Here is a 21500-nt window from a genome sequence, read left to right on the forward strand (position 1 = left end):
GCGTGCCGGGCTTTTTCGATCAGCTGGCCGCGATATCGAAGAGGTTGCCCTCCGGGTCGGCCAGCGTCACCCACTGCGTGCCGTACTCGTCGAAGTCGCCGATCTGCTCGGCCCCCAGGCTGATCGCACGATCGATCTGCTCGCGCCAGTCTTCGGCCTTCAGGTCCAGGTGGATCACATTCTTGCCGGGCGTCTTATCCGGCACCTGGATGAACATCAGCACCGGCGAAGTCCCTTCGGCCATCCCGACGGTGGCGAACTGCGCACTCGCGTCCGCGTCCAGCGGCCGATCCAATAGCTCGGACCAGAAACCGGCAAGTGCGGCGGCGTCGGCACAGTCGAAGGTGACGTGTCCGATCGTGAGTGTCATTGAGATTCTCCCTCTTTCAGAGCCGACCTAATGGGCCAGCAGACTTCGGTGCGATAGGCGGTCGGGTCGTCGATTTCACCGGGGCCCAGGACATACAGCTCCCGGACGGGTTCGGCCAGCGCGATGTCGTATTCGGCGACGTGGCTGCCCAGGGCACCGTAGGTGCGGTCGAAATCGTCGAAGGGGCCCGAGTGCACGGCGATCGCGAAGCGGCGTGCGGGCAGTTCGATGATCGAGAGTTCGTCCGGCAGTGCGATTCGGGCGTCCGGCGGGATCGGGACGAAGGCAGCGACCTCACCCGCGTCGTTCTCGAAGAATTCCATCGAATAGGTGGCGCCGTCGACACCGGTCGGCGCGATATTCGCGGCGGCCAACGTCTCGTGCAGTAGCGGATACGCGGCCGCGCACCAGTCTCCGATCGCGTCCCTGGTGACCGAATCGACCCGCGCGAGCGCCGGGAAGGCCGGGATCGAGCGGTATTCGACGGCGATCGGCGCGGCCGGTGTCAGCAGTGACCGCAGCGATGCCACCACCGACTGCGTGCGCTGCAATTCCGCTTCCATCCGTCCGAGGTGCGCGCGCAATGCCGCATCGCGGGATTCGGTATCCGATGCGGCCAACACCGCCTTGATCTCCGGCAGCGGCATATCGAGCCCGCGCAGTCGCCGGATCAGATGTGCCTGCCCGACCTGATCGATCCCATAGCGCCGATACCCGGATCCGGCGTCGATCGCGACGGGTTCGAGTAGTTCGACCTCGTGGTAGTACCGCAGCGTTTTCACGCTGAGATAGGTCAGCCTGGCGAACTCCCCGATGGAGACTGTCGCTGTCATGTCTCCAGCGAACACCCTCCAGGGAGGGGAGAGTCAAGCAATCGCCCTAGTAGGTCAGTGCGAAGGTCAGCAGCAGGGTGGTCTGGAAATAGCCGCGCCACCAGGAGTAGCCGAACCACACATTGGGCGTGATCTCGCGGATCTCGTCGTAGACCGGTGGTGTCGGTGAGGGGTCGTAGTTGAGCGCCCAAGCTGGCAGGCCATCGGAGATGGCGGGCGCGGTGTAGACGTCGGCCTTCCAGGCCTCGAGGCCCGCGCTGGTGATCCGGTTCACCAGAAAGCCGCCGTCGGGGCCGGTGTAGAAGGTCTTACCGATCCACAGTGGCGGGGCCACCGCCTGCATGACCGGTGGCCGGGTCACCCAGCCATTGGTCACGCCGCTCGGCACATCGCCGCGCGGGGCATCGTGGAAGATCGCGTCCTGCTGCACGGCCGAGCAGCGGAATCGGAGTGAATCGATGGTGGCCGTCGGATTGTCGGGGTAGAGCACGCATCCGCCGCCGTAGTCCGCCGCCGCGTCGAGGACATCCGAATCGACAACATCGGAATCGAGGACACCCGAGTCGGCGGCGGCGGGGCTCGCGACCCCGAGGAACACAATTGGGAAGCCCAAGGAAAGCACCAAGGTGCTCATGAAAAGAACTCGGTTCGCGTTCATTGCTGTCTCCACACCTGGTCTCCGACCCAGATCGATGGTAGGCCGGTGGCCTTGTGCCGCATTCGTTGAAGATCGGATCGTTACCCGGCCGTCGCTTGGGCACCGGGCTCCGGACGGACGGCCCGCATCCACGCCCACTAGGCTGGACGGCGACACTTTCCGCAGAGAGGACAAGCCGTGCAGCCCGGTGGTCAGTTCGATATGCAGCAGTTACTCGCCCAGGCGCAGCAGATGCAGCAGGCGGTGATGCAGGCACAGGCCGAGATCGCGGCGACCGAGGTAGAGGGTCAGGCCGGTGGCGGCCTGGTCAAGGTCACGATCAAGGCGACCGGTGAGGTCGTGGCGCTGAGTATCGACCCGAAGATCGTCGATCCCGACGATGTCGAGGGCCTGCAGGATCTGGTGATCGGCGCGGTCAACGACGCCATGTCCAATGCGCAGCAGCTGGCCGCCGAGCGGCTCGGTCCGCTGGCCGGTGGCGGATCGCTGCCGGGTCTGCCCGACTTCTGATCCGAGGACGTCGTTGTACGAGGGCCCGGTCCAGGATTTGATCGACGAGTTGGGCAAACTGCCCGGCGTCGGTCCGAAGAGCGCGCAGCGCATCGCATTTCATCTGCTCCAGGTGGAGCCACCCGAAATCGACCGGCTGCAGGCCGCTTTGCAGAAGGTGCGCGACGGCGTGCAGTTCTGCATTGTCTGCGGCACGGTCTCGGATAACGAAATGTGCCGCATCTGCTCGGATCCGCGCCGCGACCGCACCATGATCTGTGTGGTCGAGGAGCCGAAGGATGTGCAGGCGATCGAGCGCACCCGTGAGTTCCGCGGCCGCTATCACGTACTCGGCGGCGCGCTCGATCCGCTCAGCGGCATCGGACCGGACCAGCTGCGCATTCGAGAACTGTTGGCGCGTATCGGTAATCAGGAGGACGGCGTCGATGTCAGCGAGGTGATCATCGCGACCGACCCGAATACCGAGGGCGAGGCGACGGCCACCTACCTGGTGCGGATGCTCCGCGATTTTCCCGGTCTTTCGGTGACGCGATTGGCCTCCGGTCTGCCGATGGGCGGCGATCTCGAATTCGCCGACGAGCTCACGCTCGGTCGCGCGCTATCGGGTCGGCGCGCGCTGTAGCTCGGGGTTGCGTCCTACGACATACGGGTTACTGTGTCGGGGATGAGCATCGAGTTTTTGCTGACCACGCTCGTCATCGTCGCCACACCGGGAACCGGCGTGCTGTTCACACTGGCGGCCGGGCTGTCCCGGGGGACAAGGGCCAGCGTGATCGCGGCCTTCGGCTGCACGCTCGGCATTATTCCGCACATGATCGCGGCCGTGACCGGACTGGCCGCACTGCTCAATGCGAGTGCCGTCGCCTTTCAGACCCTGAAGTACCTGGGTGTCGCCTACCTGCTGTACATGGCGTGGAATACCTTCCGGGACAAGGGCGCGCTGGCCGTGCCGGAGGAGCAGACCGCAACGCGCGGTGCGCCGTCGGCGCGGCAGGTCATCACCTCGGCGGTGCTGCTCAATATCCTCAACCCGAAGCTGACGATCTTCTTCTTCGCCTTCCTGCCCCAGTTCGTGCCGAGTCATGCGCCGAATGCGTTGGCGCGCATGCTCGAACTGAGTGGATTGTTCATGCTCGCCACGTTCGTGGTGTTCGCGGTATATGGCGCATGCGCGGCCGCCGTGCGCAACCACGTGATATCGCGGCCCGCGGTCGTCACGTGGATGCGCCGGGTCTTCGGGGCCTCCTTCATCGCCCTGGCCGGTCGACTTGCCGTGCAGAACCAGTAACCGTCACAGGGTGATTCGGCTCCACGGCAGGGTTTGCAGGCGGGTGCGATCGTCGGTGGCCCAATCCCAGATCAGTTCCGCGACGATCCGCGGGTCGGTGACGGTGATGCCGAAGTGCCTGTCCGGGGCGCCATCTCGATATTCGAGGGTGAACGTCCCGGACTTATCACGGTAGGTCTGGATGTAGATCTGCTCGTCGCGCTCGACGACCAGATAGGGATTCGGCGGGACCAGCTCGGAAACCCACTGGTCGGCAAGCGCCTTCGTCACGTAGGGGAATTCGCCCGCGCCACCGTGGGTGACCAGCGCAGGCACATGTCCGGCCGGATCGATCAACCAGGCCAGCTGCGGATCGTAGACGGCGTAATTCAGCGGCGTCGCGATCTCGAACAGCAAATGACGGACGAACCCGATCGCGTCGTACGGGCACGGGACGTGCAGCACCGCACCGGTCGCCGCACCGCCGACCGGAACCGTGCTCAGGAAACCGTCCTGTTCGGGTAGCTCGGCATTGCGTCTGTTCAGCTCGGCCGCCATCGCCGCGACCGGGTCCGTCTCGGGTCTACCCTGCTGGGTGGCCAGATACGCGTCGACCTGCGCGATCGTCGTGGCGACGCCGGACGGTAACAAGACGTGGTCGTAACTCACCAGCCCAGCGTACGGGTGCGCGATCGCAGCAAGTTCGGCGCAGCCGGGTCCGGTTCAGGCGATGCGCGCGATATCCCGGGTGGGCGCGGTGCAGGCGCAGCCCCCGGCAACGTCGGCGCAATCGACTATGAAGGCGTGCCGGGCGTGGTCGAGATCGTCGCAGTCCTCGTCGGTGCATTCGGTGATCCGGACGAGGTGGACGATCAGGGTGCCGTGGCAGTGGTCGATGGCGGATTCGCAGGACGGACAGGTCGGCGCGCGCATATGACCTCCAGACGAGATCGGTTCGTGAATCGGTCATATCACCCACGCGCGCGGGGTGGTGGGAGGTCGGGTGTGTCGCGTGACGGCATCGGGACGGCGGCTCTCTGGAAACCGACTGTTCATGCTGCGCCACAGCTGGCCAGGGTGTGATGAACTTGCTGCATGGGCATCAAGGTGTCGCTCGAACACCGGACCACCTACACCTTCGACCGGCTGGTGGAGGTCTATCCCCACGTGGTGCGACTGCGACCGGCGCCGCATTCGCGGACCAGGATCGAGGCCTACTCGATGCGGGTCACCCCGGCCGATCATTTCTGCAATTGGCAGCAGGACGCGTTCGGGAATTTCCTTGCTCGGCTGGTCTTTCCGAATCCGACGCGGGAGCTGTCGATTACCGTTGGGCTGATCGCGGATCTCGAGGTGATCAATCCGTTCGACTTCTTCGTCGAGGACTATGCCGAACATTTCCCGTTCGCCTACGGCCGAGAGCTGGTCACGGATCTGGAGCCGTATCTGCGTCCGGTGGATGAATCCGTACCCGGCTCCGGGCCCGGTGCGCTGGTTCGCGATTGGGTGCGCGCGTATATGCCGACCGATCGGCCGCGCACCATCGACTTCCTGGTCGAGATCAACTACGCGCTGCGCAATGACGTCGGCTACACGATTCGGATGGAGCCGGGCGTGCAGACGCCGGACCACACGCTGCGCGCCGCGATCGGTTCGTGCCGCGATTCGGCCTGGTTGCTGGTGTCGATCCTGCGGGAATTCGGACTGGCGGCCCGGTTCGTCTCGGGATACCTGGTGCAGTTGGCCCAGGACGTGCCCTCGCTCGATGGACCGTCGGGCCCGCCCGCCGACTTCACCGATCTGCATGCCTGGACCGAGGTGTATCTGCCCGGCGCTGGATGGGTGGGGATGGACCCGACCTCGGGTCTGTTCGCGGGGGAGGGCCACATACCGTTGGCGGCGACACCGCATCCGACCTCGTCTGCCCCGATCACCGGGGCGACCGGGCACGCCGAGGCGACCATGGATTTCGCCAATACCGTGCGACGGGTACACGAGGATCCGCGAACGACGTTGCCTTACACCACATCCCAGTGGGAGCGGATCACCGCCGCCGGTGCGGCGCTGGACCAGCGCATGGCCGCGATGGATATCGGGTTGACCATCGGCGGCGAGCCGACCTTCGTCTCGATCGATGACCAGACCAGCCCGGAATGGACCACCGATGCGGACGGTACGCATAAACGGGAACGGGCCGTCGATCTCGCCGATCGTTTGCGCCGCATCTACGCGCCGACGGGGCTTGTCCAATACCGGCAGGGCAAGTGGTATCCCGGAGAACCGTTGCCGCGCTGGGAGATCGCGGTTGTCTGGCGCGCCGACGATGCGCCTGTCTGGACCCGCCAGGAGCTGCTCGCCGATCCGTGGACGCCACCCAAGATGGTTGCCGTGGCCCCGGAGGGACAATCCGTCAGCGTCGAGCCGATGGCCGAGCACGCGGGGAGTGTGGCCCGGCCGCAGTCGGTCGAAAATGGCAGCAGCGGCAACGGTGCTGCGACCGCGGCCGGCTCGGCGGTCCGGCGTACGCAGTGGCCGCCGCACGCCGATGTGGAGTCGGCGCGCGCCGTGATCGCACATGTCGCCGCGGGCCTCGGCCTCCCGGATACCCAGGTGCGCCCGGCCTTCGAGGATCCGCTGGCCCGGCTGGCGGGCAGTGTCCGTGCGCCGCAAGGGGATCCGGTGGATCCGAGCGATGATCTGGAACCGGACCAGGATTCGGCGCAGGCACGCACTGAGCTGTTGGCGCGGCTCGACACACCGGTGACCGCGCCCGTCGCGTATGTGCTGCCGCTGTATCGGCGTGAGGATGGATCCGGGTGGGCGAGTGCCGACTGGCGGATGCGTCGCGGCAAGTCACCCGGTCAGCCGGAGGGGCGAATCGTCCTGTCGGAGGGGGATTCTCCGGCCGGATTGCGATTGCCGCTGGATGCCGTCTCCTGGCAGACCCCGCGGCCACGGCCCGACAGTGACCCGCTGTTCATGGGGCCGCTGCAGATCCGACGGACCGAGCCGCCCGCGGTGGTGGCGGCCGCGGACTGGGAGCCGACCACCGCACTCGTCGCCGAGGTACGCCACGGCAGGCTGCACGTCTTCCTGCCTCCGCTGGAAGAACTCGACGATTTCCTCGAACTGATCCGGCGGATCGAAGCCGCGACGGTCGCGCAGGGGCAGCCGGTGGTGCTCGAGGGCTACGCTGCGCCCGTCGATGCCAGACTGCGCACCCTCTCGGTCACGCCGGACCCCGGGGTGATCGAGGTGAATGTGCAGCCGAGCGCGTCCTTCGCCGAACAGTCCGAACTGCTCTCGACGCTGTACGAGCAGGCCAGGCTGGCCCGGCTCAGCACCGAATCCTTCGATGTGGACGGCACGCACAGCGGGACCGGCGGCGGCAATCACATCACCCTCGGCGGGGTGACACCCGCGCGGTCGCCGCTGCTGCGTCGACCGGATCTGCTGGTGTCGATGCTCACCTACTGGCAGCGGCATCCGTCGCTGTCGTATCTGTTCGCCGGGCGGTTCGTCGGGCCGACCTCGCAGGCTCCTCGGGTGGACGAGGGCCGCGAGGACGTGCTGTACGAATTGGAGATCGCCTTCGCCGAAATCGCCCGGCTGAGTAAGCATTCGGACGGGCGATCCGCGCCATGGCATATCGATCGGGCACTGCGGCATCTGCTCACCGATCTCACCGGCAATACCCATCGCGCCGAATTCTGCATCGACAAGCTCTATAGCCCGGAAACGGCAAGGGGCAGACTGGGATTGGTCGAACTGCGCGGCTTCGAGATGCCGCCGCATTTCCAGATGGCCATGGTGCAGTCGCTACTGGTGCGGGGTCTGGTCGCGCGATTCTGGTCCGAACCGTTGCGGGCCAGACTGATTCGGCACGGTGCGAATCTGCACGGGCGCTATCTGCTGCCGCATTTCCTGATGACCGATATCGCCGACGTCGCCGCCGACCTGCGCGATCACGGCATCGATTTCGACACCAGCTGGCTCGACCCGTTCACCGAATTCCGCTTCCCGCGCATCGGCACCGTGGTGCTCGGCGATGTCGAACTCGAACTGCGCGACGCCATCGAGCCGTGGAATACCCTCGGCGAGCAGACCGCGGCGACCGGTACTGCCCGCTACGTCGACTCCTCGGTGGAGCGGCTGCAGGTGCGGGTCGTCGGCGCGGACCGGGACCGCTTCGTGGTGACCTGCAACGGGATGCCGGTGCCATTGCTGGCCACCGATAAGGCCGACGTCCAAGTGGCCGGGGTGCGCTATCGCGCATGGCAGCCGCCCAACTCACTGCACCCGACGATCACCGTGGACGCGCCGCTCGTCTTCGATCTGATCGATGCGCAGACCGGTCTGTCCCGTGGCGGCTGCACCTATCACGTCGCGCATCCCGGCGGTATGGCCTACGACGAGCCGCCGGTCAATGCGGTAGTCGCGCAATCGCGCCGCAATCGGAGATTCGAGGCCGCGGGGCACACCACCGCCCGGGTCGACCCGGGCGAACTACGTGCGAAAATGGCAGCACAGTCCAGCGACGTCGGTGCGCCGGGCATCCTCGATCTGCGTCGGGCGCGCACGGTGTGGGGACTGGTCAGCGATCGGTAAGTCGGACATGTGTCCGCGGCACACTGGACAACGTCTGACAGGGGAAGCGAGGTCGGCGCGGTGACGATGCGCGACGAAGCGCGAGGCTCGGGCGCCCGGGAATCCGGCGCGCGGGGGAAGTCGACGCTGCCGAATGCCGGACGGCTCGGCGTGCGTGAGCAGATCGCCGAACAGTTCGCCAGATACCGCGCCGAGGGCGCCGATAGCGCGGCCTATGACGAATGCGGTCGGCCGATGGGCGGCTACTACGACGAACTGGTCGACCCCGATGGCGGTGTGCGCCACATGTGGTCGGAGCTCTCGACCGACTTCGTCGAGTTGGGCACGACCGGGCTCGGGCGGTTGGACAGCCGGGTGCGCAGGCTGATCGACGACGACGGCATCTATTACACCGAGGTGGGCGCGGCGGGCGAACCGGCCATACCGACGGCTTGGCGCCTCGATCCCATTCCGCTGCTGGTTTCCGCGGACGACTGGACCCGGCTGGAGGCCGGGCTGGTGCAGCGCTCGCGAGTGCTCGACGAAGTGCTCACCGATATCTACGGCGCGCGCCGCACCATCACCACCGGCCTGCTGCCGCCGGAATTGGTATTCGGCAACCGGGGATATGTACGGGCCGCGCACGGCATCACGATTCCCGGACGGCATCAGCTGTTCCTGCACGCCTGCGATCTCAGCCGGTGGAGCGACGGGCAGTTCCGGGTGATCGCGGACTGGGCACAGGCGCCGTCGGGCGCTGGTTACGCGTTGGCCGACCGCCGGGTGGTGTCGACGGCGATTCCGGAGGCTTTCGAGCGCTCCAATCCGCGGCCGTTGACGCCGTTCGCCAGGGCCATGCGGTTGATGTTGATCGAATCCGCGCCGATGGCCGATGACGAGGATCCGGTCGTGGTGGTGCTGAGTCCGGGTGTGCACTCCGAAACTGCCTTCGATCAGGCCCATCTCGCATCGACGCTGGGTTTTCCGCTGGTGGAGAGCGCGGATCTGGTGGTGCGCGACGGTGCGCTGTGGATGCGCTCGCTCGGCACCTTGAAGCGGGTCGATGTGGTGCTGCGCCGGGTGGATGCCGAATTCTCCGATCCGCTGGATCTGCGGCCGGATTCGCGGCTCGGGGTGGTCGGGCTGGTGGAGGTGCTGCGGCGCGGCGCGGTGACCGTGGTCAATACGCTCGGCAGCGGGCTGCTGGAGAATCCGGCGCTGGCCGGATTCCTGCCGCGGATCTCGCGGGCCCTGCTCGGGGAGGAGTTGGCGCTCGAGAGTGCGCCGACGTACTGGGGTGGCCACGACAGCGAACGGTCGCATCTGATCGCCAATCTGGATCGGCTGATCATTCGTTCAGCGGTCGACGGGGCGACGCTGTTCGGGCCGGAACTGTCGGATGCGCAGCGCGCCGAACTCGCCGCCGAGATCGAGGACAGCGGCTGGCAGTGGGTGGGGCAGGAACCCGCCCAGTTCTCGGTCGCACCCGCGGTCCAGGGGTATGGCGGTCTGGCCTCGGCTCCGATCGGTATGCGGCTGTTCTCGCTGGCCCGGCGCGGCGGTTACACCGCGATGGAGGGTGGTCTCGGCCAGCTGCGCCAGCGCTTGCTGCCCGAGCGGGTGGTCATCAAGGTCGCCGCCAAAGATATCTGGGTCCGTGCGGCCCCCACCGCCGTCGCCGCCATCGCCACCGAACCCGCGCACGAGGAACGCGAACGCCGTGCCCCCGCACTCGAACCGGTCAGCTCACCGCGCGTACTCAACGACCTGTTCTGGATGGGCCGCTATAGCGAACGTGCCGAAGCCGTTGTGCGCCTGCTGATCGCGACCCATGACCAGTACCAGGACTACCGCTACCGCCCATGGCTGGAAGGCGCCGACGCCCTGCCCGCACTCATGGCCGCCCTGGCCCGCACCACCGGCACCTTGGCGCCGCTGAGTGTGCTGCCCGGCGGTCTGCACGGTGCCGCAGTTGTGGTCAAGGTCGAGCCGCCGAGTCCTATGGTGGGAGTGTCGGGTTCGGGCGTGAGCGGGTCGAGTTCGAGCCAGTCTCGGTCACAAGCGCAGTCGAGGGCGGCGGGGCCGGGCTCGAGCGCCGCGGGTCCGGCCGAGCCTACTTCGTCTCAGGACCAGCGATATCCGGATGCATCGGAGTCCGCCGCGGATGAATCCGGGTCAGGTGAGCCGAATGCCGGTGCCGTCGAGACGGATACGGCGTCGAAGCGGGCCGCGGTCGCCGGGCGGGCGGTGGAGCCCGAGGTGGGCCGCGAAGGGCATGACTATCTGGTGGAGTTGACGGTTGACCGGGATATGCCCGGGTCGATGGCCTTTGCGATCAATCGGTACGGGTCGGCGGCGCGGGCGGTGCGCGATCAGTTGTCGGCGGATACCTGGATGATTCTGGGCGCGGTGGAACGGGCGCTGGCCGACTATCGGTACACCGGGGACGATCAGGAGTCGGCGTTGTCGGCGGTGCATTCGCTGTCCTTGGCGGCGCTGTTGTCGCTGGCCGGAATCGGTGCCGAATCGCTGGTGCGCGATACCGGCTGGTACGTCATGGATATCGGCAAGCGCATCGAACGGGGGCTGTCGCTGACCGCATTGCTGGCCTCCGCGCTGACGAAGTCCTATCCCGCGGCGGCCGAGCGTGTGGTCACCGAAACGGTGCTCAAGGCCACCGAGTCATCGGTGAGTTACCGTCGGCGGCACCGGGATTCGGTGCGGGTTTCGGCTGTCGCCGGGCTGCTGCTGTTCGATGCGAGCAACCCGCGCTCGCTGGCCTATCAATTGGATCAGCTCGATGCCGACTTCCAGGCGCTGCCCGGTGCATCGGGATCGGCACGCCCGCAACGGTTGCTGGCCGACGCACAGCGCATGCTGAGCCGCGTCGACCCGGCTGATCTGGATATCACCGACGACCAGGGCAGGCGTACCGAATTGGCCGAGTTGCTGGAGGGCGTGCATTTGCGGTTGCGCAAGGTCTCCGAATCGTTCGAGACGACGAAACTGGCACTGCCGGTTGGTATCCAGCCGCTGTGGGGTAGCACGAGGGTCGTTGGATGATGGCGAGTAACGGCGCGGCCCGACGCTATCGGGTCGAGCATCGCACTACCTACAAATATTCTGCCGAGGTCAGCAGCTCCTATGGTCGCGCGTTTCTGACGCCGCGGGAGTTTCCGGGACAGCAGCTGCTCGCACATGAGATCCAGATCGATCCGATGCCATCGGACCGATCTATCGGCACCGATGTGTACGGCAACACCACCTCGTACTTTCACGTCACGGCCGAACATACGAAGCTGGTGGTCACCGGTGAGTCCATGGTCGAGGTGCAGGTACCGGACCGGACCGCGATCAGCGCGACCGACAAGCCGTGGGAGCAGGCGCGTCCCAGCACCGCCAACGGCCCACTGGCGGTCGAGTTCACCCTCGACCTGCATCCGCCCGAAATCACCGCCGAGGTCACCGCGTACACCGCCCAATCGTTGACCCCCGGACGGCCGTTGCTGGCGGCGGTGACCGAACTCAATACCCGCATCTACGACGACTTCACCTACAAGTCCGGATCGACGACGGTATCCACGAAGGTCGCGGACGTTTTCGCGGCCCGCGCGGGGGTCTGCCAGGACTTCGCGCGGATCGGGGTGGCCTGCCTGCGCTCACACGGTCTGGCCGCACGCTACGTATCCGGTTATCTGGCAACCGATCCGCCGCCCGGTAAGGAACGCATGGTCGGCGCGGACGCGACGCATGCCTGGTCGGCGGTGTGGGTGCCCGGTGATACCGCGCACGACCGGACCGGTCACTGGATCGGTTTCGACCCGACCAACGACCAGTTGGCCGACGAGCGGTACGTAACCGTCGCTTGGGGCCGCGATTACGCCGATGTGCCACCGCTGCGTGGCATCATCTATACCGACGCCAAGGAGAGTTCCATCACCGTATCCGTCGACGTGGCCCCGGTGGAGGTGTAGCGAGATGCGCGATTTCACCTGTCCGAACTGTGGGCAACAGTTGGCCTTCGAGAACTCCGTATGCCTGTCCTGTTCCAGCCCACTGGGTTTCAGTCTCGCCGACCGTGCGCTGGTAGTGATCGGCGATCCGCCCGGGGACGCCGCGGTGGATCGGTCGAGCGGTGTGGTCGATCGTGAGCGCTTCCGGCTCTGTGACAACCTGCATGTGGCGCAGTGCAATTGGCTGGTGCCGGTGCCGGAGGAGCCGGGCATCGCGGCCAGTGCGGTTGTGCCGCCTGCCCAGTCCGAATTCGGCACGGCAGACGATGCCCGGCCGATCACCGCGACGACGACGGATGGCGTGGTCGCACCGATGTCGAATGCCGATGGGGGACCGCGATTTTGCGAGTCCTGCCGCCTGACCCGGACCCGGCCCAATGATCTCGACGCCGCGGGCATGCAGGCCTTCGCCGAAGCCGAGGCCGCCAAGCGGCGACTGATCATGGAACTGGTCGAACTCGGGCTGCCGATCGTCGGCCGCGATAAGAATCCGCAGACCGGCCTGGCCTTCGATCTGCTCTCCAGCGCCACCGACCAGGTCACCACCGGCCATAAGAACGGCGTGATCACGGTCGATCTGGCCGAGGCACACGATCCCCATCGCGAACAGTTGCGCATCGAAATGGATGAGCCCTACCGCACCCTGCTCGGCCACTTCCGCCACGAGATCGGCCACTACTACTTCGCCGTACTCGTCGCCGATGACGATGCCCAGCAACGCTTCCGGAACCTGTTCGGCGATCCGTACGCCGACTACCAAACGGCCCTGGACCAGCACTACTCCGAGGGTGTACCCGCCGGCTGGGACGCCAACTACGTCTCCTCCTACGCCTCCATGCACGCCGCCGAGGACTGGGCCGAAACCTTCGCCCACTACCTGCACATCCGCGACACCCTGGACACCGCGGCCGCCTTCGGCTTCGCCCCGGCGGGCGCCACCCTCGATCGCCCCCAAGTGGGCCGCGCGGGCTTCGACCGCATCATCGACCTCTGGCTTCCCCTGGCCTGGTCCCTCAATATGGTCAACCGCTCCATGGGCCACGACGACCTCTACCCGTTCGTCCTCCCTGACCCGGTCCTGGAAAAGATGCGCTTGGTCCACGAACTCTGCGGCGCCTCCGACCCGCGCTGACCGCGCGCACCGTGGGTGCGCGCGGACCTACGCCGTGCTCGGAGGATCGGCTGCCTAGCCGACGCCGTTGGTCGCGATCATGTGTTCCGTGATGCCTTCCGGCGCCCACTGGTTTTGCGCCAGCGCCTCGTATACGCAGATGAGCAACAGAATCCGGGCCCGCTGTCCGGCCGTCAATTCGGTATCCAGATACGATTCCTGGGCCCGCAGGCTGGCGCCGGTTACCCGGCGGGGGCTGGGCTCCGACAGTAGCCAGAACAACTCCGGCCCGATCAAGGTCGAGCGTCCGCTGGTTTCGGTGAACCAGCGAGACGAGTATTCGATCATCAACTCGGTGAATGCTTCGCCGCTGCTGACCGATTCGGCGAACTGGTTCAACGCGCCCGATCGGTCGAGGCCGCTCTGGATCACTGACGCGAGCCGACCCGCGACATCCCGGAATTGCTCTATGCCCTGGTCTTGCCAAACGGTAAAAGCCATTGCTTACTCCATCGACGTGTCCGATTGTGGCTGAAGCAGTTCGAACTCAGAAGGGGTTGATCTTTGTCTGGCCGTTCGGCCCGGTGGTCGCGAACGTCGGGGTGATCCGCGGCGACACCGAGTGGTCGGTCTCAGGCAGTGCGCTGGTCAGCACCGTCTTCGGCGCGACGAGCAGCGGGTCGGTATTCTCCAGGATCGCGGGAATCCACGTCGGCACGACACGCTCGAGCGGCGGTGTCGAATCCCAATCCTCATCCTCCTGCGCCGTCGAGTCCCAATCCTCGTCCTGCAGTGCCGAGTCCCAATCCTCCTGCGCCGCTGGGGCGCGATCCTGTTGCGGCGCCGGGACGTGATCGTTGTGCGGTGTCGGGACGTGATCGTTGTGCGGCGTCGGGACGTGATCGTTGTGCGCCGCTGGGGCGCGATCCTGTTGCGGCGTCGGGGCGTGATCGTTGTGCGGTGTCGGGACGTCATTCTCCTGCGATACCGCGGCGCGTTCCTCGGTGCGTTCGTGCTCACGTCGTCGCCCGAACAGCATCAGGGTGAGATGTACCGCGAACAGCATCGTCATCGGCATGCCCGCGTACAACGCCAAAGACACGGGGCTACCCCCGATTTCGCGCGCGTATTCGATATTTCCTGCGACCGACACCAGGGTCCAGAAGACGAATAATGCCGTGGCGTACCACCAGCTGGAACTTCCCCTCCGGAAGGTGGCGGTTGCGATGATCGAACCGACGACCAGGCCGTCGATGGCGATCGGCACATTCGCGGCGAGTGCGGGAGACACCAGGTTTCGCACCGCCAGGTCGTGCAATGCGGCGAACGACATTTCGAATGACGTGAGTGCGACGACGCCGGTGACGATTGCCGAGGCATGTAGCGGACGTGGTCGCCATGCCCGTAGTCGGCTCACTAAGGACCGCCGATGAATTGGCGGTACCGACTGCTCTTCGATCCGATCCGATCTCGTTGGTGTGATCGTCGCCATAGCGGGAGCGTATCGTGCATCACTCACGATTCCGTCGAGGCCCCAGGCGAAAGCGCGTCGCGTTGTCCCTACCGCACACCGCGCGCGCTGCCGATCACCAACGCCCGGCCCGGATCAGCGATCAGGCGCGCAGGCGCTCGCGGCGGAGTTGGTCGACCTCGGGGAGGTCGAGTGGGGGGAGTGAGTCGACGCCGAGGACCCGGGCGAGCAGGAAGTCGGCGAGTTCGGGGTTGCGGGCCAGGGCCGGGCCGTGCATGTAGGTGCCGATGGTGGCGCCCTGGACTACACCTTCGAGGCCGTCGCCGACGCCGTTTCCGACGCCGCGGGTCACATGTGCGAGGCCGGTCGCGTCGCCGCCGAGTTTGGTTCCGCCACGGTGGTTTTCGAAACCGGTGAGGGCGGCGGTGAGGCCGGTGAGCAGCGGGGTGGTGGTCACCTCGCCGATCGCGCGCTTCGATTGCGGGGAGGTGGTGACGTCGATGAGGCCGACGCCGTCGACGCGCTCGCCGGACGAGGTCTCATACCAGTGGCCGAGCACCTGGATGGCGGCGCAGATGGCAAGTACCGGAGCGCCTTTCGCGGCGGCTTGCTGCAGGCCCGGGTAGCGCTGCAGGTGCCGGGTGGCCAGGCGCTGCGCCGAATCCTCCGCTCCGCCGAGCGTATAGATGTCCAATGTGGCGGGAACCGGGTCGGCGAGGGTGATTTCGACGATCTCCGCGTCGTGGCCGCGCATGCGCAACCGCTGCCGCAGCACCAGTGCATTGCCGCCATCGCCGTAGGTGCCCATCACATCGGGCAGCACCAGGCCGATACGTACGGTCGATTCGCGCCCACCCGTCACCCGGCCACCATCCCCCATCGAATCGCTGCGCGATGCTGCACTCATGCTCGCTCCTCCAGATCGCGGTTGAGATCGCGGAACGCGGTGTAGTTCGCCAGCACCTCGACCCGTCCCGCCGGACAGGATGCGATGGCGCGCAACGGATCCGGCACCGTGGTGTGCTCGACTCCGGCATAAGTGAGGCGCACCGCGAGATCGGTGGCCCGCTCGCCGGCCGCCACCACCTGCACGCCTTCGAAATGTTCGAACCGGACATCCCACAGCCAGGACAGATCCTCGCCATCGGGCACCTGCCCGTTGACCGCGATCACCAGACCCGCCGAATCGGGCTCGATCATCGACAGCGCTTCCTGCCAGCCCGCCGGATTCTTCGCCAACAGCAGGCGGGCGGCGTGCTCGCCGACCTGTACGGTCCGGTAGCGGCCCGCGATCTCGCGCACGGTACCCGCGGCGGTCGATGCCGCCGCCGGATCCGCGCCGAGCGCGACCGCCGCGGCGACCGCCTGTGCGGCATTGCCCTTATTGGCCCGCCCGGGCAGCGCCAACTTCAGCGGCAGCCGAATATCGTTCGGTCCGACCAGTTCATCGCCGTCCAACCACCAATCCGGTTCGGGCCGTTCGAAATCCGTGCCGGTGCTGCGCCAGTGCGCGCCCTCCCACAGGATCGGCTCACCGCTGCGCGGACAACTCGTCGCATCCATCGACCAGCCGCTGCCCGCGGCGACCCACACGACATTCGGATGGTCGTAGGCAATGGAGGTCACCAGCACATCGTCACAGTTGGCGATCACCACGGTCTGCGGATGCCGCGCCAGCCCCGCGCGCAACTTGCGCTCGATCATATTGATCTCGCCGACACGATCCAGCTGGTCGCGGCTGAGGTTCAGCAGCACCACCACGGATGGGTTCAACGAATCGGTGACGTGCGGCAGATGCAGTTCATCCACCTCGATCGCGGCCAGCGGCGTCCCGCGGTGCGCACTCAGCGCGGCCACGATGCCCGCGTCCATATTCGCGCCGTCGGCCTGCGTGGCGACCTTGCCGAGTGTGCTCAACGCGGCAGTGGTCATCCTGGTGGTGGTCGACTTGCCGTTGGTGCCGGTCACCAGCACGGTGCGTCGTCCGCGGCCGAGCTGATCCATGATCGTCTTATCGATCTGCAGTGCGATGAGCCCGCCGATCATCGATCCCTTGCCGCGTCCCGCCTTCTGCGAGGCCCACGACGCCGCCGCCGCTGCCCGCAGCGCGAGCCGCCCGCGCACCGTTATCTCTGCCACGCCGCGAGTCTATGTGTTCTGCGCGCTGGCGCACTCCCTGCGGCCCGGCCACTCGGCCGCAGTGACCGTGCTCACTCCCGGTACAGCTTGGCTTGGTAATTCTCCGGCGAGTAGTAGCGCTCCAGCTCCTGCACCGACTCCTTCACGTTGGTCTGGACCTCCTTGACCAAGCGGGCGGCACTGGGCAGGTCGTCCACCGGCCACAGCTCCGGTTCCCACAGGTGACTGCGGATGAACGCCTTCGCGCAGTGGAAGAAGATCTGTTCGATATCGACTTCGATCGCCAGGATCGGGCGGTGTCCCTGCACCACCATGTCGTCGAAATACGGTGCGTCGCGGACCAGCCGCGCCCGGCCGTTGATACGCAGCGTTTCGCGGCGGCCCGGAATCATGAACAGCAGGCCGACGTGGGGGTTGCTGAGGATGTTCAGATAGCCGTCGGCCCTGCGGTTGCCGGGGCGCTCCGGGATGGCGATGGTGGTGTCGTCGAGCACCTTCACGAATCCGGCCGGATCGCCCTTCGGCGAGGTATCGCAGTTGCCCTCGGCATCACTGGTGCTCAGGGCGATGAATGGGGTGGCGGCGATCCAGTCGCGGTCGCGGGGATGGAGTGCGACGCGCTCCTTGGTCGCGGCCCGCGGCATGACCTCCCCGAGCAGCTGCCGCAGGTCGGCCGGATCGGTGATGTCAGTAGTACCGGTGATTTCGCCCATATTTCGATCAAAGCACCGGCAGGTCGTCCCGGGCGATCGAATTACGTTTCCGTGAGGGGAGATCGATCACAGTCGCACATCGAACAGATTCGGCTGGCCCGCGGCGTAGCGTTCGGCATCGATGCGGCGCAGTGGTTCCAACTCGGTCGCCCGGTAGAGGGTGAACTTGCGGCAGCGCTCGGCATTCGAGCCGGACACCTCGAGAATGGCGTTGACCGCATCGCGTGCGGATTCGTTGGCGCCCTCCATGGTCGCGAGATCGACATCGGTGCGCACGTAATCGCCTGCCAGGAACAGATTTTCGAGCGCGCCGTGGGTCTCCGGTCGGCAATCCCAGGAACCGGCGGTATTGATCAGCAGCGGGTCGGCATTGACATTGCGCCGCTGGGATTCCTGCCAGCTGATACCCGAATCGAGGAACCAGGAGTGCAGGTCGTCATCGCGCAAGAGCTCACCGCGATCATTGAGATGCGCGGTCATCTGGGCCCATACCTCGCGGGCGATCTCCTCGTGCGTGCACTCCTTGGCGGGTTTGCCGTAGAGCATTCCTGGGGTGTTCCAGTCGGAGATATCGACCGAAAGACAGTCCTGCACGGTGCCGTCGCCGAATTCGGTGAGTTTGCGTGTCCACAGCTGATTCTGGGTGATCGAGGTGAGCGACCATGGTGCGTCGATATAGGCGGTGTGACCGTGCGAAATATCCATCGGCCTGCGCAGATAGAACTGGATGCCGTTCATCCAATCGACGAACAGCCGGTCCATTGCGGCCAATTCCGGGCGCACCTCGAGCAGGTCGGGCGACCACAGCGCGCGGGCCTTTTCGGCGGGCAGCGCTACCACGAAATAGTCGGCGTCGACGGTGCGGTCGGCACCGGTCTCGTCGACGATGCGGGCCGATGCGATTCGCCGATCGCGCACGTCGAGCCCGCGCACCTCGGTCCCGAGTGCGAATTGCACGCCGAGCTCACGCAACCGCTGCACCCATGGATCGATCCAGACCGAATTGGTCGGCCCGTTCAAGACGCGATCCAGTGAGCCGTCATTGCCGATCTCGAAGGGATTGCCCAGGAACTGTTCGCCCATGGTGCCGATGGTCCGGACGCTGGCGACATCCTCCTTCGCCGCCACCATGATGCTGGTCAGCGTGCGCGAGAGCAGCGCGCGGAATTCGTGGGAGCGCTCATGCCCGTCGACAAAGTCACGCCATGAGGTGTATTCCCACTGGCCGTGTCGGCGGGCGTCGCAACTGGAGTTGAACACCAGCAGTCGGTCGGCGAAGTAGGCGCCCTCGTTGGCGGGCATTTTCAGCGCCGTCGATATCATCGCGCCCACGGTTTCGCGAAAGGCCTCCGGAGTGAAATTCGTGCGGGCCTTCGGGCCGAGCGGAAGTCGGAAATCTTCGCCGTCGCGACGGGCGAAGCGTGCCTCGGGCACACCGATCAGATTGTTCCAGACGCCATTCGGATTGTCCGCGAACGGAATTCGCCGCATCGTATCCGGAATGTGTTGGTAGAAGCCGGGAAAGAAACGGAAGCCGTGCTCACCGGGCAGGTCCGGCCGTCCCCCCGACCCGCTGCCCGGTACCGGAATGCTGCGCGCCTTGCCCCCGAGTGCGCGTCTCTCGTACACGGTGACCTGGAACCCGCGCTCGGCCAATTCGTGCGCCGCGGTCAAACCCGCGACGCCACCGCCGAGTACCGCGACCCGCCTGCCGCCGGGACTGCCCACTGCAGGCACCGGTCTGAGCGCACCGGCCGCCAGTGCCCCCGCCGTCGCTACCCCCGCTGCGACGGTGCCGCGAAGCATTGCTCGGCGCGACACCGTCCATCGCTGATCTGTCATGCGCGTCGTTGTGCCTACAGCGTGCCGAACAAACTGTCCGACGCCACCCTTCTCGGGTGTTCCCGCACCGGTGCCGGTTCCTGCCTCATCGACATCGGCTTCACTAGTCCGAATAGTGGGCTGGCCAGCGCCGAAACCTCCACAGGCATTGGTAACCCGGCCTCCCGCTCGGCGGTCCGGGGCATCGTTCCCGATACGGGAGCCGCCTTACGGACAAGCACCGACAATTTTCTCGACACGTTCAAGCCTCCGGACCCTGTTCCACGCCGAATACACTGTAAAGCGACTGTGGGCAGGCAACCGACCCACCCCTCATGCCGCCGGAACACGGTCGACATCGCCTTCGGCCGGTCCAGGAATACAGCGGGGCAGACATTACCGGGCTGTGCGACCGGTCCGAGTTACTTCCTGGATCCGGCTTCGTACGCAACCTTCGCAGGTCGGGGTGTCGCGGTGGCCGAGGCTGCCGGGTTCGGGGGAAGCACTAGGTAGATCGCTCGCGGTGCGGGTGGGCTGCTTATCGCAGGCTGTGTTGAGCGCTGTCCGGCGCAACTGGTTCGTTCCGGCGCGCTGGGACGCGGAGACGCTTGCGGAGCGATGGCGGACGCCGTTGTGTATTGCTGCCGCTGCATGCCGGTGGCTGCGTCGGTGTCCGAATCCGGTCGCGTCGGTGTGTATTTCGGCAATCACCGCGCGGCGGGCACCTACCGAGGCGTGCGGCGGGCCGCTCGCTCGAAGGTGTCGCGGTGGTGTCGGCACGACGAAGCGGACCCGGGCGCTGTGGCCTGGGTCCGTCGTCCCCGATAAGGCTGCGGCGCGTGGCGCGACAACACTTACCCCGGTGTGGCCGCGGCGGGATCGGGCGCAGATATCGCAGCGATGTCAGGAAGGGCGTCGGTGTGACCAGGATGTATATCAGGCCTCGATCAATCGGTGCTGTCTGTCGAGGGGCGGATCCAACGGCTCCGGGCGAACGGTCGAAGCCGATTCCGCCGTCGCGGCGGCGGCATCGCGGCGACCTGCCTTCGTCGCCGCGAACGCACCCGCGATCACGATTGCTCCGCCGAGCAGCGACAGCGGCGTCGGGTCCTCACCGAATGCGGCCCAGGCGGCGAGGATGCCGACCACCGGGACGAGCAGGGACATGGGTGCGACCGTGCTGGCCGGATAGCGGCTCATCAGGTAGGTCCACAGGCCCGAGCCCGCGATGGTGCCGAGCGCCACGATGTAGGCGAGGCCGAGCAGCGCGTGCCAGCCGCCGGGGGAGGTGACGTCGGTCAGTGCGTGCAGGCCGGTGGTCGGTCCTTCGATGAGTGCGGACAGCGCGAACATCGGGATCGGCGGCACGACCGTCATCCACAGCGTGAGGTGCAGCGGGTTGACGCCGCCCGACGCCGTGGCCAGTCGGGAGCCGATATTGCCGAAGGCCCATCCGAGGCCGCCCGCCAGGGTCAGCAGTACCGGCAGCAGCGCGGCGTGCTGTGCCCGATCGGCCCCGATCACCACAATGCCCGCCACCGCGACGGCAATGCCGAGCAACTGCGTCCCCCGCAGCCGCTCCCGCAGGAACACCGCACCGAGCACGACGGTGAACGGTGCAGACGACTGCAGCACCAGCGAGGACAACCCGGTCGGCATCCCCGCGCGCATCGCGGTGAACAGAAAGGCGAACTGCAGAATCCCGAATCCGATGCCGTACAGCAGGAGCCAGCGCAGCGGCACCTGCGGCCGTGGGACGAACAGCAGCACCGGCACCGCGATCACCGCGAACCGCAGCGCGGCGAAGAAGAACGGCGGAAAGTGATCCAGCCCCACCCGGATAGCAATGAAGTTCAGCCCCCAGAGCAGGACAACAGTAAGCCCGAGCAGGCGGTCGCGATTGGTCACGTTCTTTATCGTGGCTAATGAAACCGATAAGAACAATCGAATAAATGTGGACTATCAATGTAGCATCGCTTAATGATGTCCGAATCGGTCGCAGCGACG

19 protein-coding genes are annotated in these 21500 nt (G+C 66.3%); 7 read left to right on the forward strand and 12 right to left on the reverse strand.

Annotation, left to right across the window (positions count from 1 at the left end):
- Positions 1-19: 19 nt before the first annotated feature.
- Genes ACQP1G_RS01825 through ACQP1G_RS01835 form a run of 3 tightly spaced genes read right to left on the reverse strand, consistent with a single transcriptional unit; the run spans position 20 to position 1837 of the window.
- Entirely contained in the window at positions 20-370 is a 351-nt protein-coding gene (locus tag ACQP1G_RS01825) for a VOC family protein (RefSeq protein WP_433197723.1), read from the reverse strand.
- Positions 367-1203: a MerR family transcriptional regulator gene (locus ACQP1G_RS01830; protein WP_433197725.1), complete on the reverse strand. Its 837-nt coding sequence runs from the start codon at positions 1201-1203 to the stop codon at positions 367-369. The genes ACQP1G_RS01825 and ACQP1G_RS01830 overlap by 4 nt, the downstream gene beginning before the upstream one ends.
- Before the next feature lie 46 nt (positions 1204-1249).
- Positions 1250-1837 (reverse strand): hypothetical protein, encoded by a 588-nt coding sequence (locus ACQP1G_RS01835; RefSeq protein WP_433197727.1) that lies wholly within the window; start codon positions 1835-1837, stop codon positions 1250-1252.
- Positions 1838-2038: 201 nt separating this feature from the next.
- Between ACQP1G_RS01835 and ACQP1G_RS01840 the strand changes: the two genes are divergently transcribed.
- The 3 genes from ACQP1G_RS01840 to ACQP1G_RS01850 are packed head-to-tail and all read left to right on the forward strand — an operon-like array spanning position 2039 to position 3659.
- On the forward strand, positions 2039-2371 hold the full coding sequence (locus ACQP1G_RS01840) for a YbaB/EbfC family nucleoid-associated protein (RefSeq protein ID WP_433197729.1): 333 nt from the start codon (positions 2039-2041) through the stop codon (positions 2369-2371).
- 13 nt (positions 2372-2384) lie between these two features.
- A complete protein-coding gene (gene recR, locus ACQP1G_RS01845) occupies positions 2385-2993 on the forward strand; it encodes a recombination mediator RecR (RefSeq protein ID WP_364358372.1) in 609 nt (202 codons plus the stop codon).
- A gap of 42 nt (positions 2994-3035) precedes the next feature.
- A complete protein-coding gene (locus ACQP1G_RS01850) occupies positions 3036-3659 on the forward strand; it encodes a LysE family translocator (protein ID WP_433197731.1) in 624 nt (207 codons plus the stop codon).
- Positions 3660-3662: 3 nt separating this feature from the next.
- On the opposite strand, the gene ACQP1G_RS01855 is transcribed toward ACQP1G_RS01850, so the two are convergent.
- The gene (locus ACQP1G_RS01855) at positions 3663-4307 is read right to left on the reverse strand and encodes a hypothetical protein (protein ID WP_433197733.1); all 645 of its coding nucleotides are present in this window, start codon (positions 4305-4307) and stop codon (positions 3663-3665) included.
- Between the two features lie 54 nt (positions 4308-4361).
- Entirely contained in the window at positions 4362-4571 is a 210-nt protein-coding gene (locus tag ACQP1G_RS01860; protein WP_433197735.1) for a hypothetical protein, read from the reverse strand.
- A gap of 162 nt (positions 4572-4733) precedes the next feature.
- On the opposite strand from ACQP1G_RS01860, the gene ACQP1G_RS01865 reads away from it, so the two are divergent.
- The 4 genes from ACQP1G_RS01865 to ACQP1G_RS01880 all read left to right on the forward strand — a co-directional run bounded on the left by ACQP1G_RS01865 (position 4734) and on the right by ACQP1G_RS01880 (position 13370).
- A complete protein-coding gene (locus tag ACQP1G_RS01865) occupies positions 4734-8246 on the forward strand; it encodes a DUF2126 domain-containing protein (protein WP_433197737.1) in 3513 nt (1170 codons plus the stop codon).
- 66 nt (positions 8247-8312) lie between these two features.
- The gene (locus ACQP1G_RS01870; protein ID WP_433207998.1) at positions 8313-11288 is read left to right on the forward strand and encodes a circularly permuted type 2 ATP-grasp protein; all 2976 of its coding nucleotides are present in this window, start codon (positions 8313-8315) and stop codon (positions 11286-11288) included.
- A complete protein-coding gene (locus ACQP1G_RS01875; protein ID WP_433197739.1) occupies positions 11285-12199 on the forward strand; it encodes a transglutaminase family protein in 915 nt (304 codons plus the stop codon). The genes ACQP1G_RS01870 and ACQP1G_RS01875 overlap by 4 nt, the downstream gene beginning before the upstream one ends.
- Positions 12200-12203: 4 nt before the next feature.
- Positions 12204-13370 (forward strand): zinc-binding metallopeptidase family protein, encoded by a 1167-nt coding sequence (locus ACQP1G_RS01880; protein WP_433197741.1) that lies wholly within the window; start codon positions 12204-12206, stop codon positions 13368-13370.
- 54 nt (positions 13371-13424) lie between these two features.
- On the opposite strand, the gene ACQP1G_RS01885 is transcribed toward ACQP1G_RS01880, so the two are convergent.
- The 7 genes from ACQP1G_RS01885 to ACQP1G_RS01915 form a co-directional block, all read right to left on the reverse strand.
- Positions 13425-13850, reverse strand: a complete 426-nt coding sequence (locus ACQP1G_RS01885) for a hypothetical protein (protein ID WP_433197743.1) — start codon at positions 13848-13850, stop codon at positions 13425-13427.
- A 46-nt stretch (positions 13851-13896) separates the two neighbouring features.
- A complete protein-coding gene (locus tag ACQP1G_RS01890) occupies positions 13897-14766 on the reverse strand; it encodes a DUF2637 domain-containing protein (protein WP_433197745.1) in 870 nt (289 codons plus the stop codon).
- 196 nt (positions 14767-14962) lie between these two features.
- A complete protein-coding gene (locus ACQP1G_RS01895) occupies positions 14963-15700 on the reverse strand; it encodes a type 1 glutamine amidotransferase (protein ID WP_433208001.1) in 738 nt (245 codons plus the stop codon).
- 23 nt (positions 15701-15723) lie between these two features.
- Positions 15724-16959, reverse strand: coding sequence for a MurT ligase domain-containing protein (locus tag ACQP1G_RS01900; protein WP_433197747.1), 1236 nt, complete (start codon positions 16957-16959; stop codon positions 15724-15726).
- Positions 16960-17030: 71 nt separating this feature from the next.
- Positions 17031-17672: a pyridoxamine 5'-phosphate oxidase family protein gene (locus ACQP1G_RS01905; protein ID WP_433197748.1), complete on the reverse strand. Its 642-nt coding sequence runs from the start codon at positions 17670-17672 to the stop codon at positions 17031-17033.
- Between the two features lie 66 nt (positions 17673-17738).
- Positions 17739-19514: a hydroxysqualene dehydroxylase gene (locus ACQP1G_RS01910; protein ID WP_433197750.1), complete on the reverse strand. Its 1776-nt coding sequence runs from the start codon at positions 19512-19514 to the stop codon at positions 17739-17741.
- Positions 19515-20429: 915 nt separating this feature from the next.
- A complete protein-coding gene (locus tag ACQP1G_RS01915; RefSeq protein WP_433197752.1) occupies positions 20430-21401 on the reverse strand; it encodes an EamA family transporter in 972 nt (323 codons plus the stop codon).
- Positions 21402-21500: the final 99 nt, after the last annotated feature.

Source organism: Nocardia sp. CA-107356 (assembly GCF_050946365.1).
GTDB lineage: Bacteria > Actinomycetota > Actinomycetes > Mycobacteriales > Mycobacteriaceae > Nocardia.

What these genes read in the sequence shown, in the direction of transcription:
- ACQP1G_RS01830 (WP_433197725.1), bottom strand. Translation starts at nt 1,203, where the DNA reads ATGACAGCGACAGTCTCCATCGGGGAGTTCGCCAGGCTGACCTATCTC.
- ACQP1G_RS01850 (WP_433197731.1), top strand. Translation starts at nt 3,036, where the DNA reads ATGAGCATCGAGTTTTTGCTGACCACGCTCGTCATCGTCGCCACACCG.
- ACQP1G_RS01905 (WP_433197748.1), bottom strand. Translation starts at nt 17,672, where the DNA reads ATGGGCGAAATCACCGGTACTACTGACATCACCGATCCGGCCGACCTG.
- ACQP1G_RS01880 (WP_433197741.1), top strand. Translation starts at nt 12,204, where the DNA reads ATGCGCGATTTCACCTGTCCGAACTGTGGGCAACAGTTGGCCTTCGAG.
- ACQP1G_RS01825 (WP_433197723.1), bottom strand. Translation starts at nt 370, where the DNA reads ATGACACTCACGATCGGACACGTCACCTTCGACTGTGCCGACGCCGCC.
- ACQP1G_RS01910 (WP_433197750.1), bottom strand. Translation starts at nt 19,514, where the DNA reads ATGACAGATCAGCGATGGACGGTGTCGCGCCGAGCAATGCTTCGCGGC.
- ACQP1G_RS01885 (WP_433197743.1), bottom strand. Translation starts at nt 13,850, where the DNA reads ATGGCTTTTACCGTTTGGCAAGACCAGGGCATAGAGCAATTCCGGGAT.
- ACQP1G_RS01835 (WP_433197727.1), bottom strand. Translation starts at nt 1,837, where the DNA reads ATGAGCACCTTGGTGCTTTCCTTGGGCTTCCCAATTGTGTTCCTCGGG.
- ACQP1G_RS01895 (WP_433208001.1), bottom strand. Translation starts at nt 15,700, where the DNA reads ATGGGGGATGGTGGCCGGGTGACGGGTGGGCGCGAATCGACCGTACGT.
- ACQP1G_RS01875 (WP_433197739.1), top strand. Translation starts at nt 11,285, where the DNA reads ATGATGGCGAGTAACGGCGCGGCCCGACGCTATCGGGTCGAGCATCGC.
- ACQP1G_RS01870 (WP_433207998.1), top strand. Translation starts at nt 8,313, where the DNA reads ATGCGCGACGAAGCGCGAGGCTCGGGCGCCCGGGAATCCGGCGCGCGG.
- ACQP1G_RS01860 (WP_433197735.1), bottom strand. Translation starts at nt 4,571, where the DNA reads ATGCGCGCGCCGACCTGTCCGTCCTGCGAATCCGCCATCGACCACTGC.
- ACQP1G_RS01865 (WP_433197737.1), top strand. Translation starts at nt 4,734, where the DNA reads ATGGGCATCAAGGTGTCGCTCGAACACCGGACCACCTACACCTTCGAC.